This is a genomic window from Photobacterium sp. WH24 (genome assembly GCF_019204055.1).
Classification (GTDB): domain Bacteria; phylum Pseudomonadota; class Gammaproteobacteria; order Enterobacterales; family Vibrionaceae; genus Photobacterium; species Photobacterium arenosum.
This window is the reverse complement of the sequence record NZ_JAGSOZ010000022.1, coordinates 23,922-35,889: the sequence shown is the minus strand read 5'-3', so window position 1 is coordinate 35,889 and position 11,968 is coordinate 23,922. Positions and strand designations below refer to the sequence as shown.

Below are 11,968 nucleotides of genomic sequence, written 5' to 3'. Positions count from 1 at the left end.
ATGCGCTGGAGTACTGCTCTGAAGTGATTGCGTAGCAACCTGCATAAGAGAAGCAACCAACTCTTCGCGGCAATCACAACCGCGAGACTGTGTTGCCGGCTCTGTCGAGATTCGAAAGATAAACAGCCCCTGACTATGGTTATGGAGGAGGTCATTGTAATGAGCGTAAATAAAAGGGATAAACTGCGTTTACCGCAGCGGAAAAAAACGTCAGTTGCCCTGAAAAAAGACAGCGCAATTTACTTGCCGACTTATCATTTTCTGAAAAGCGAATTTCAGCATGCCCGACGCCACGAGGCAGGGCTGATCCGCGATGACGATACAGAATTCCTGCACCAGTACCGTGTGTCACTCCGGCGCTGTCGTGCCTTGCTCAGCCTGCTCAGTGCCATTTTCCTGCCGCAGCAAAAACAGATGATTCAGAACGCCCTGAAAACCTTGATGCAGAAAACCAATGAACTGCGGGATCTGGATGTGTATTTAGGCAACATGGAGCCTTATTTCGATGCGCTGGATCATGAGTATCATCAGGGGTTGATCCTGTTCTTTAACGACTTGCAGGACAGACGGATAGTGTTGCAAAAGCAAATTAAAGAGTGGCTGAAATCTGCCGACTATCAACAACAATGCGCCCAGATAGTCGGGTTACTGGATGAACTGAACGTGAAACCGACAGATGCAGGAAAAAAGCCCAGCCTGCCGTTTGCAAAAAAATGTATCTGGAAACACTTCAATAAAACACAGAATGTCTGTCAATCCATCGGTTACGCCAACCCGGACGAACACATTCACGAGCTCAGAATTTCCTGCAAAAAGCTCCGTTATCTTCTGGAGTATTTTGCCCCGATTTTTCCGCGCAAAGTCATGAAAGATCACATCAAGCAGCTGAAAGCGCTGCAGGATTCCCTTGGTTACTTTAACGACAGTGCGGTACAGATGGATTTTCTCAATCAGTATCTTGAGCAGCAAAAGCCAGGATCAAAACGCCATAACGCAATCTCTCGTTTACTGACATTCAGCCAAAAGCAGCATGCCGATCATAAAATCAGTGTTATCGATCATGTCAACCAGTATGCCTTTGCTGCTCCTCAAAAATCCTTCGAAAAGATATATAAACCCTGAACAGGACATCGGACGGGAGATTTTTTGCGGCATCATGCACATTTCATAAAAGCTTCATTAAACAGCAATACAAGCTGAGAGACCAATCACGCTTTATTTTCAGCGCTTTGCTATTAATGAATGAAACACAAATGAAAGGAAGTGCGTATGAAATCAATCAGAACAATAACACTGACTCTCTCCACCCTGTTTGCACTGTCTGTAACACCCCAGGCTGCAGCGGCCGATGCGCAACAAGCCTTTATGAACGACTGCCTTCGCACTTATCAGAATGAGTCCTTGTGTCTGGGTTACGCCCTGGGTGTTTTTAACACCATTTCAGCCATTCAATGCAGCCAACCAGAGCAGCACCCTATTCATTCCTTAACTCAGCCCGGCACCATGCAGACGGAAGGTGCAAAGCGTGTTCGCCTGTCGATTGAAGCCATGCAACCGGCACTGAGCAAAATCAGCGACTGCCGGGCCAATGCGCCCGCTTCAAGCTGACCAGACAGTCTATAGCTGGTCTGAGAGCCTTTAGCGAATCAGAAAGCCTTTGCTAATCAGAAAGCCTTTATTAAGCAGAAAGCATTAAGCGATGCCGGCCAGTCTGCTACTGGCCGGAATCAGTTTTCACAACAGACTGACGCGATCTTAGTCTCAGCCTCTGTCTCAGATATCCGCTTTGATGGCAGCTTTAATATCCGCTTCCAGCGCCTCTGGCTTGGTCAGTGGCGCGTAACGTTTAATCGGCTGGCCATCCCGGCCAATCAGGAACTTGGTGAAGTTCCATTTGATATTTTTTCCCAGCAGGCCAGGTAAAGCGCCGGTCAGATAGGCAAACAGCGGATGACTGGTCGCTCCTTTGACATCCACCTTTTCAAACATGGGAAAATCAACGCCATAGTTAATTTCGCAAAACTCACTGATGGCTTCGCTATTACCCGGTTCCTGCTGACCAAACTGATTGCAGGGAAAACCGAGAATCACCAAACCCTGCTCACGGTATGTCTCATAAAGCGACTGCAGGCCCTGATATTGCGGCGTAAAGCCACATTGACTGGCGGTATTCACCACCAACACAACTTTCCCTTTGTAAGTGCTTAATGGCAGTAGCTCGCCTTGCAGGCTGGTGACTGAAAAATCGTAAAATGCCGCCATAACTCTGTTCCTTACCTGTCATGCTTCAAGCATGGTGTCTTTGTGTGGCCAGTTTATCAGGCACAGCTGTTCAACTGGGAATTGTTCTTTAAAACCGTATACTGGCCCCCCACCACATCTGAAACGTAACTGCCGGGGAACCTCAGTGTCTTCATTTAGCCAGCAACTGACCGCTATGGGCCTCAGAAGCTTAGACTTTAACCAGGCTGAAAACGCAAGCTTAGACGTACTGCTCAGCCAGCTTGAAACAGAATTTTCCTCACTGCAGCAGCAACGGCCAAACAGCAAAGGCGACGATCTTTTACTGGGGCTGATGACCAAAACGCATTTATCTGCACTTGAGCAATATCAGAGTACGGAGAGCCAAAGTCATGCAATGAATGATCTGTTCGTGCAGCAACTTGGCAAGGAACATGCGGCACGTTTCGACAACCAGCATCATGGCCATTTTCTGCTGGTCACACGCCTGTGGATGCTGGTACTCGGTTATCAGCAGATCGATCTCAGCTATGCCGCCGATCACGCGCAGTCCAGCGCTAGCCTGCTGTTTCCGGATGATGCCACAGGGCCAAGCCACAGCCGCGCTGAGCAAACCCGGCGCCGCTTTATGCAGGCCTATTATCAAGGTAAAGCATCAGCCCGCGACAATGCGAGGGGCACAGAGCAGAATACGTCCTCTGTCAGTTTCATAAACTCACTCAGAGGCTGGTTTCAGCGTATATTTCATCGGTGAAACTGAAAACATACGGCAGATCCCGAAAACCCGGTGTTTACGCTGAGATAAAAAAGTGAAAAAACAGCAAATAAATCATGTTAAATCATACAGCTAGCAGGCTGGCTGCTTTTTTTATGTCTTTGCTAATAAAAAAGTTATCCGCCTAATGTTTTGACAAGGTTGATGTTTAACATTTGACTATACATTTTTTACAAAAGTGATCGTTGCGCGTTTTTTAATCACCCCTATAATACCGCCTACGCTTTAACCAAGTATGTTGTTCCTTTAAAACTCCTGCAGCTAAGATGCCCGGAACGGAAAAAGCCGCCAGGGTCTTTAACGCAGTTTGAGTTGATTTATTTCCCCCGCCTGTCATGCCTTTGACAGGCGTTTTTTTTATCTGTTTTACAGTATCGGATGGAGCTGCACAGACAGGTAATGCTCCAGGCGCTCCTGCAACTGCGCTTTTTCTTCATCCGGCAAAAAGCTGGCCCGGATAGCGTTGGCGGTAAATAAAGCCATTTCTTCTTTTGTTACCTCAAACGCCTCGGCTACAGCCAGAAAATTGTCCGTCATGTAACCTCCAAAATAAGCCGGATCATCGGAATTGATCGTCACGCACACGCCTTTGCGCAGCAGCTCTATGATGTTGTGATCCGCCATGTGATCAAACACCCTGAGTTTAACGTTCGATAAAGGACAAACAGTCAAAGGCATCTGATTGCGGATCAGTTCATGCACCAGCGCCGGATCCTGACTACACTGCACGCCATGATCGATTCGGGACACCCGAAGCAGCGATATCGCATCACGAATATGACTGGCCGGCCCTTCTTCGCCGGCGTGGGCGACGGTCAAAAACCCGGCATCGTGTGCTTTTTCAAACACACGGCGGAATTTTTCCGGCGGATGGCCATTCTCAGAAGAATCCAGCCCAACACCAATAATGTATTCCTGATACGACATCGCCTGAGCCAGAGTTTCAAACGCCGCATCCTCACTGAGATGGCGCAGAAAGCACATGATGAGCCGGCTTGAAATCGACAATTTTTGCTCCCCGTCGGCCAGTGCCCGGGTAATGCCGGCCATCACTGTCTGAAATGTCACGCCGCGCTCAGTGTGGGTTTGCGGATCAAAAAAGAGTTCGGTATGCATGACATGATCCTGCTGACAATGCAGCAGATACGCCCAGGTGAGATCGTAAAAGTCCTGCTCAGTCTGCAGGACAGCCGCACCGAGATAATACATATCCAGAAAAGACTGAAGATCATCAAACTGATAGGCGGCCCGGGCTTCTTCAACACTGGCATAGGGCAAAGGGATCTGGTTGCGTTGCGCCAGTTCAAACATCAGTTCTGGCTCTAATGTCCCTTCAATATGGACATGCAGTTCAACTTTCGGCAGGGTTCGGATGAAGCTTTCCATAGCACTGACCTCTTGACTCTCTACACAGGTAATTTGGGGATAGTGTTTAAAGTGTAGATTGCAAAATCAGTAAGATGGAGAAGAAGGGAGATTTTCCCTGCCGGTGTGACGCAGTGACCAACAGGGAAAACAGCGGCTTATTTCTGTTTTGGACGGAACACCTTAATCACGCTTTCATCGCTTTCCAGATAAGGCCCTTCCATCAGATCAATACAATACGGGATGGCCGGGAATACCGCGTCCAGACATTCACGGATAGACTTAGGTTTACCGGGAAGATTCACGATCAGCGTATCGTCGCGCAGTCCTGCCGTCTGGCGTGACAAAATAGCAGTTGGCACAAACTTCAGAGATTCGGCCCGCATCAGTTCACCAAAACCAGGCATCATGCGATCGCACACAGCTTCTGTCGCTTCAGGGGTAACATCACGTTTCGCCGGGCCTGTTCCGCCGGTTGTGACTATCAGGCAGCACTCTTCTTCATCAGCCATGCGAATTAAGGTGGACTCAATGACATCACGCTCATCAGGAATCACTTCGTAGACAGGTTCCCACGGTGAGGTCAGATACGCTTTCAGCGTCTCAATGATCGCCTGCCCGGAAAGGTCTTCATAAACACCCGCACTCGCCCTGTCACTGACGGTGACAATCCCAATTTTCGCTGTTGTCATTTTTTCTCCTCAGGCCAAAGCCTTGTCATTGCGAACTGGCCACATCACGTGGCAAACAGGAGCCGCTTATCTGTTTGCAATCACAACCTGTCTGTCTTCAAGGCTGTATGTCTTCAGGCTGTCTAGCATCACAGCTGTCAGACATCACGAACAGATAAGCAGCCCCTGCGCTAGTGTAAGCAATCTTTACCGTTCGGAAAACCTTTAGGGTAAGTCAAACACCAGAGCTGTGACCGAAACATCGCCCTGATTGGATACAATCAGCTCAGGCTGATGATCCACCTTCAGTCCGTCCCCTGGTGATAAGATCTCACCTTCTACCGTCAGTTGGCCTTTGATCTGATGCAGATAAAACCGGCGTCCGGCTTGCTGTGTCAGGGTCAGAGATTCACCTGCCGCTAAAATCAGCTGGCTGAGCCGGGCATCCTGCTTAATGGACAACGTACCGTTCTCACCGTCCGGCGTGATCACTGGGGTCAAGCCTTCACGCTGACCAAAGTCTTTCTGCTGGTAGCCCGGCTCGCCACCAAGCTGATCCGGCTGAATCCAGATTTGCAGAAATTTCAGTGTGTCGTGCTGCGACGCATTGAACTCGCTGTGATATATCCCTTTACCGGCCGACATCAGCTGAAATTCACCCGCCGGTAAACGCTTGATGTTACCTGCGCTGTCTTTATGGGCAATTTCGCCTTCCAGCACATAGCTGATAATTTCCATGTCTTGATGACCATGGGTATCAAACCCGGCACCGGCGCGGACGGTATCATCATTTATCACCCGCAGCGCCGAATAGCCCATATGCTCAGGATCGTAATAATGACCGAACGAGAAGGTATGACGACTATCAAGCCATCCGAACGAGGCTCTGCCACGCTCTGCAGCACGTCTGATTTCCAGCATAATGTCACCTCTTAAATGATGTCGACAAAGGATTAGTCAGGCTGAGCGCGCCCTTAGCGGACGCGTTTTGCCAGCAGTGAGTCAGCCGACAATTTGCCTGCTCCTGAGAAAACCAGTGATACCGCGATTGCCAGCAGAGACAGACCAAACTCGTAGCCGCCGTTAGACATAAACAGGCCATTCGGTAAGTGAACGCTCACAATAGCCACCACCATAGTGATTGCCAGCACCAAAGCTGCCGGACGTGTCAGTAAACCGATCAGGATAAACAGACCGCCGAAGAACTCACCGCTACCGGCCAGAAACGCCATCAGCATGCCAGGCTCCAGACCTATAGAAGCCATCCACTGGCCCGTGCCTTCCAGACCATAACCACCGAAAGCACCAAACAGTTTTTGTGCGCCATGGGCCATGAAAATGATACCGGCAGGCACACGCAGCGCCAGAGGGGCAACACTGTCTGAAGACGTTAACAGGCGTTTAATAAAAGAAGTATTCATAAGGGTTTCCTCAAAAAAGTTGAACAATAATAGATATTCAAAGCTGTCATCGTTAAAAGTGACAGAAGCTGTGCTGACTGCTCATGCACTGGCCTTAGCTCTGTCTTCCTCGATTGAAAGCAAGTGTAGTGGCAGTCAAAGCCAAACAACACCGGTTGAAATTGAGTAACTAATTCGAATAAATCGAACAATAGAATAATTTGCTGCCTGAATAGAAAAATTACAGACAAAAATCAGGGGCTATGACACTATGAACGGCTTGATAGTTCAAAGGAAAATCAACGACATGGAGTTGTCTCACGTACGCCGTTTTTCGGCACCTATCTGGGCCGTATTAATCGGCACTCTGCTGACCCGCGCCTCCTTTTTTATGGTCTGGCCCTATATGGCCGTGATGCTGCACCGGAAATTTGGCCTGTCTGAAATTGAAATTGGCACCATAATGAGTCTGGCGGCACTCGGCGGCGCCGTTGTCGCTCTGTATGTGGGCTATCTGTCTGATAAGCTTGGCAGGAAAAATTTACTGATCATCAGCTGTCTGGCCCATGTCGCGACATTTATTATTCTGGCCGAGGCAGATCAAAGCTGGCTATATGCTGCCGGGGCGCTGATGGCAGGCATCAGCCGGGCTATGCTGGAACCGCCGGCACGGGCGATGATTTCGGACTTACTGCCTGAAATTCCCGTCAGGGAAATGGCGCACCAGGTCCGCTATTACTGCATCAATCTGGGTGCGGCTTTCGGGCCGCTAATGGGCTTACAGCTTGGCTTTACCGGCGAACAGTCCTCTTTTTATCTGGTCGCGCTGGCTTACTTGATCTACAGCGTGTGTTTTATTCTGGCTTTCTGGCAGATCCGTAACACACCGCAACCGCCCAAAAACGAGCAGAACTTCAGCCAGACACTGAAAGTATTAGCGCGAGACAAGGCATTCATGGTGCTGATTCTGGCCAACACCCTGGTGATGTACGCTTATCTGCATCAGGAAACTTCGCTGGTGCAGTATCTGAATGGTTTGGGCGATAAAGTCATAGCACTTTACACCAGTATGATTTTTGTCAATGCCAGTGTGATCGTGTTACTGCAATTTCCACTGCTGAAACTGCTCAGTAGCTGGTCGCTGTATCGCCGTGTATATCTGGGCGTTGCCCTGTTTGCCAGCGCCTTTGTGCTGTACGCCAGCTTCCCGCTTGATGCCCCTGAGTGGTACTGGCTGCTGGCCACCTTTGTACTGAGTCTGGGCGAAGTGATTCTGTTCCCGACCTTTAATCTGCTGATTGACAGAGCGGCACCGGATCATCTGCGAGGGGCTTACTTCGGGGCGGGAAATCTGGCATCGATCGGCGTGAGTTTATCGCCATTAGCTGGCGGTATTATCTTGTCGTTATACGGCGGCCCGGCGCTGTTCCTGTCCACCGCCTGTGTGCTGGTTCTGGCAGGCTATTTATACCGCTGCTCTGCCCGCTTACAACAGCAAAACAGCGATCCGGTACAAGCGACTCAGTCATAGCAGCTTGTACCGGCAGTACGCTTTCAATACCCGTTATTTCACCCAAACCTGCTTGGCATTCACAAACTCGTGAATGCCTTGCGGTCCCAGCTCCCGCCCGTAACCCGAGCGTTTAATGCCGCCGCTCGGCAGGCGGGGATCTGTTTTCACAATACCGTTCACGGCAATCTGACCCGCCTGTAATTCGCGAATAAAACGCTGAGCCTGTACCGGATTTGCCGTCCAGACCCCGGCCCCCAGTCCGTACGCGGTATCGTTAGCCAGCCGCAGAGCATGTTCCGCATCATCCGCTTTTACCAGCACCATCACTGGGCCAAAGGTTTCTTCCCGAAACGCGCACATCTCTGGTGTCACGTCCGCCAACAAGGTCACCGGATAGAAATAACCCATCCCCGGTTCTGGCTGGCCGCCCATCAGGCACCGTGCACCTGCGTCTATTGTTGCCTGCACCTGACGATGCAGGTTCTGGCGCAGATCATCACGGGCAAGCGGCCCGATATCCGTGTCTGGCGAAGAGGGATCGCCGACTCTCAGCAGCGTCAGCCGTCTTTCCACCAGCTGGGTGAAAATGTCATACACAGGCGCTTCAACAATAATCCGTTTGGCCGCAATACAAGACTGACCGGCGTTGATAATGCGTGACAGTGTCGCGACATCAGCGGCCGTTTCCAGATCAGCATCAGCCAGTACCACCAGAGGATCGGAGCCGCCCAGCTCCAGCACTGCCGGTTTGATCTCACTGGCTGCAGTCGCGGCAACGTTCGCACCTGCGCGGTCTGAACCGGTAAACGAAACCGCCGCAATGCCGGGATGGCGGATCGCCTGCTCGGCAAGTTCATTGCCAACCGGCAGGTTGACCATGATATTGGCGGGCGCCCCCGCCAGTGCAAACATTTCTGCGATCGCGCGGGCACAACCTGGTACATGCGGATCGTGCTTCATCACGCAGGTGTTTCCGGCCATCAGCGCCGGTGCCAGAAACCGGAAGGCCAGCCACAGCGGTGCATTCCAGGGCAAAATTCCTAACACAGTACCTAAAGGCTGATAGCAGACATAACTGTGGCTGGCATCAGACGGCAGGCTTTGATCTGCCAGATAGGATTCAGCATGCTCGGCATAATGCTCCGCACACCAGGCCGCTTTTTCCACCTCAGGACCGGCTTCCTTCACCGGCTTACCCATTTCCAGTGTCATCAGTTCGCCCAAGCGGGTTTTATGTTCCCTCAACTGTTCTGCAACGCGGCGTAATACTTCGCCGCGCGCGGCAAAGGTTAAGCGCTGCCAGTCAGGCTGCGCTGCTCTCGCCGCTTTAATCTGGCTGGCCAGCGCATCGGCATTCAGCGTCGGGTATTGCTCAATCAGTGTGCCATTGGCCGGATTGATCGCTTTTAAAGACATATCTCCCCCCTTAAACGGCTATCCGTTAGCCTGTTGCTGTTTGCCTTTACGGGCTTTATCTATGGATGTCGCTTTGTCAGACGACACGCTGGAAGTGGCGGTTTCAGGCTTGGCCGGTTTGCCCTGATCGGGCAACACAGTGAAGTCTTTCGGCAGAGTGAAAAAAGATTCACAGCCATCTGCGGTGATAACTATGGTATCGGAAATACCACAGGTCTTATCGCCATCCACTCCCCACATCCAGGGAATGATGTGGAACGTCATACCTTCTTGCAGCACAGTCGACTCCCCCTGTTTCAGGCTGACAATATAACCCTCGTCCCAGCTGGGCGGAAAAGCGATACCGATAGAATAGCCGGAGCGGGTGATCAATCTGGCCCCCACATCATTGTGTGAAATGATATTGCGGATCAGGTTATCCGCATCCGACACCGTCATACCGGGCTGGATATACGAATGCAGCGATTGCAGCGCCAGCTTCATGGTTTCCTGCGCTTTGTACATGGAATCGGTCAGTTCACCTAAAATCACAGTGCGCATCATAGCGGTGTGATAGCGACGATAGCAGCCTGCCACTTCAAGAAACACGTGCTCGCCCGGTTGCACTACCCGTCCTTCCCAGGTTGCATGACCTATCATGGTTCTGGGCCCGGATGTCACATACGGCATCACAGCAGGGGGCTCCCCGCCTGCTTTAAACATCGCCGAGCTGATTGCCGCTCCGATTTCGTTTTCTGTTACTCCAGCCTGACAGGCCGCAATGCCGGCTTTCATACCGGCTTCGGTGGCAATCGCCGCTCTGCGCATCAACTCGATTTCAACCGGCGATTTGCAGATACGCCCCTGCTCGACGATGCCGAAGCAGTCCAGCAGTTTTGCTTCCGTCAGTGTGGTGTGAATAGTGTCCTGCTGATAGGCCGGAAAGAAGTAGCTGTTTCTTTCGTAGCCGATACGTTTTCGCGACAGTCCGAATTCCCGCAACGCATCCACCAGCATCTGAATCGCATCTCCGGTATCGGGATAGGGCCGGGTCCGTTCAATCCAGGTCCGGGCAAAAATGTTCGACTCTTCCATCGCCCGGGTAATCATGAAGGGCTCATCTTCCAGCGGCACAACCAGCGCCTGAAAAAAGGAATAGCCGGTTGTCTGGTAATCGGTCAGGTACATGATGTTTTCCGGATCGGTGATCACCACCGCATCCAGGCGGCGATGAGCAATACGTTGCCGCAACTCGCCCAGACGTCGCTCATATTCCTCAAAAGGAAACGTCATATCGTCGCGTTTTTTCATACCGCCTCCCGGAGCACGTTCTGCGTCACTTCCACCAGAATGGCCAGCCCTGACTGCAAGTCGGCTTCCGGCGTTGTCAGTGGCGGGATCAGCTTAATCACCCGGCCGCCGCTGCCGCAGGCTGAGACCAGCAGCCCTGCTTCGAAACAGCGCCCGACAATGGTTTTCGCCAGCTCGCCAAGACCCACATCCACGCCATACAACATGCCTTTGCCGCGCACTTCCACCCCAGCCAGATCCGCCAGCGGCGCCAGTGCCGCGTGCATCATCTCGCCTTTTTGCTGCACCTCTTCCATCAGGTGACTGTCTTCGAAATAACTCAGCGCTTCGCAGCCCGCCACAAAAGACAAACACTGCCCGCGGAAGGTGCCTGTGTGTTCACCCGGCGACCAGTGTTTATCCAGCTCGGGTTTCACCAGATTCATCGCAATCGGGGTGCCCATACCGCCCAACCCTTTTGCCAGACAAACGATATCAGGGTCGATGCCGTAATCATCGAAACTGAAAAACGAGCCGGTTCGCCCCATTCCGGCCTGAATATCGTCCACAATCAGCAATGCACCGACCGATTTCGCCAGCGATGCCAGCCGCTGCAGCCAGGCTTTATCGGCAATGTTCACGCCCCCTTCGGCCTGCACCACTTCGACCATAAACGCCGCCGGTGGCATGACGCCGCTTGAACCGTCCTGATAGCTGTCTTCCAGCAATTCCAGCGCCTGCAGGGCTTGCTCTGCCGCTTTGCCTTGTGCACCGAAAGCGGTATGTGACACATGAGTCAGCGGCACACCTGCCGCGCCCCGGAAGTACTGATTCGCCGTACAGGCCAGTGCACCTAAGGTCATGCCATGAAAACCACGATGAAAAGCGACGATCTCATGACGTCCTGTGACCCGTCGCGCCAGTTTCAGCGCCGCCTCGACGGCATTGGTGCCGGTTGGCCCCATAAACTGCATTTTGTGGGGCATGTTGCGCGGCTCAAGAATGACGTGATGGAACCGTTCCATGAACCGGCGTTTCGCGCTGGTATGCATATCCAGACTGTGTGTCACGCCATTACGCTGGAGATATTCGATCACCGCCTGTTTCATACGTTCGTTGTTATGTCCAAAGTTCAACACCCCTGCACCCGCAAAAAAGTCGATGTACTCTTTACCCTGCTCATCTGTCTGCCTGGCATTGAAAGCCGTATCAAACACGACTGGGTAGACCCGGCAGTAAGCCCGGATTTCGGATTCGCGCTGTTCAAAAATGCTCATCGTACATCTCCTTGTGCTTTAAAATCTCTGGTGTGAACAGG

12 protein-coding genes are annotated in these 11,968 nt (G+C 51.7%); 4 read left to right on the top strand and 8 right to left on the bottom strand.

Translation table 11 applies throughout. The annotated features are described in order from the left end of the window. Window positions 1-159: 159 nt before the first annotated feature. Together KCG43_RS19360 and KCG43_RS19355 are read left to right on the top strand one after the other, a co-directional pair. On the top strand, window positions 160-1,122 hold the full coding sequence (locus tag KCG43_RS19360) for a CHAD domain-containing protein (RefSeq protein WP_218386987.1): 963 nt from the start codon (window positions 160-162) through the stop codon (window positions 1,120-1,122). 147 nt (window positions 1,123-1,269) lie between these two features. Then, window positions 1,270-1,608 (top strand): hypothetical protein, encoded by a 339-nt coding sequence (locus tag KCG43_RS19355; protein ID WP_218386985.1) that lies wholly within the window; start codon window positions 1,270-1,272, stop codon window positions 1,606-1,608. 165 nt (window positions 1,609-1,773) lie between these two features. Here KCG43_RS19355 and KCG43_RS19350 read toward each other — a convergent pair whose 3' ends face one another. Beyond that, on the bottom strand, window positions 1,774-2,262 hold the full coding sequence (locus KCG43_RS19350) for a glutathione peroxidase (protein ID WP_218386983.1): 489 nt from the start codon (window positions 2,260-2,262) through the stop codon (window positions 1,774-1,776). Window positions 2,263-2,407: 145 nt separating this feature from the next. On the opposite strand from KCG43_RS19350, the gene KCG43_RS19345 reads away from it, so the two are divergent. After that, complete coding sequence (locus KCG43_RS19345; RefSeq protein ID WP_218386981.1) at window positions 2,408-2,995, top strand: hypothetical protein; 588 nt, start codon at window positions 2,408-2,410, stop codon at window positions 2,993-2,995. A 387-nt stretch (window positions 2,996-3,382) separates the two neighbouring features. Here the strand turns inward: KCG43_RS19345 and KCG43_RS19340 are convergent, their stop codons facing one another. The 4 genes from KCG43_RS19340 to KCG43_RS19325 form a co-directional block, all read right to left on the bottom strand. Beyond that, the gene (locus KCG43_RS19340; RefSeq protein ID WP_218386979.1) at window positions 3,383-4,402 is read right to left on the bottom strand and encodes an adenosine deaminase; all 1,020 of its coding nucleotides are present in this window, start codon (window positions 4,400-4,402) and stop codon (window positions 3,383-3,385) included. A gap of 137 nt (window positions 4,403-4,539) precedes the next feature. Then, entirely contained in the window at window positions 4,540-5,073 is a 534-nt protein-coding gene (gene mog, locus KCG43_RS19335; protein WP_192014316.1) for a molybdopterin adenylyltransferase, read from the bottom strand. A gap of 204 nt (window positions 5,074-5,277) precedes the next feature. Further along, a complete protein-coding gene (locus KCG43_RS19330; protein ID WP_218386970.1) occupies window positions 5,278-5,973 on the bottom strand; it encodes a pirin family protein in 696 nt (231 codons plus the stop codon). Window positions 5,974-6,026: 53 nt separating this feature from the next. Further along, window positions 6,027-6,473, bottom strand: coding sequence for a DoxX family protein (locus KCG43_RS19325; protein WP_192014319.1), 447 nt, complete (start codon window positions 6,471-6,473; stop codon window positions 6,027-6,029). A 286-nt stretch (window positions 6,474-6,759) separates the two neighbouring features. On the opposite strand from KCG43_RS19325, the gene KCG43_RS19320 reads away from it, so the two are divergent. Continuing rightward, on the top strand, window positions 6,760-7,983 hold the full coding sequence (locus KCG43_RS19320; protein ID WP_218386967.1) for an MFS transporter: 1,224 nt from the start codon (window positions 6,760-6,762) through the stop codon (window positions 7,981-7,983). Between the two features lie 33 nt (window positions 7,984-8,016). Here the strand turns inward: KCG43_RS19320 and KCG43_RS19315 are convergent, their stop codons facing one another. Genes KCG43_RS19315 through KCG43_RS19305 form a run of 3 tightly spaced genes read right to left on the bottom strand, consistent with a single transcriptional unit; the run spans window position 8,017 to window position 11,927 of the window. Next, complete coding sequence (locus KCG43_RS19315) at window positions 8,017-9,381, bottom strand: NAD-dependent succinate-semialdehyde dehydrogenase (protein WP_218386965.1); 1,365 nt, start codon at window positions 9,379-9,381, stop codon at window positions 8,017-8,019. An 18-nt stretch (window positions 9,382-9,399) separates the two neighbouring features. Then, entirely contained in the window at window positions 9,400-10,671 is a 1,272-nt protein-coding gene (gene doeA / locus KCG43_RS19310; RefSeq protein ID WP_218386963.1) for an ectoine hydrolase, read from the bottom strand. Next, on the bottom strand, window positions 10,668-11,927 hold the full coding sequence (locus KCG43_RS19305) for an aspartate aminotransferase family protein (RefSeq protein ID WP_218386962.1): 1,260 nt from the start codon (window positions 11,925-11,927) through the stop codon (window positions 10,668-10,670). Before KCG43_RS19305 ends, doeA begins: the two co-directional genes overlap by 4 nt. Window positions 11,928-11,968 lie beyond the last annotated feature (41 nt).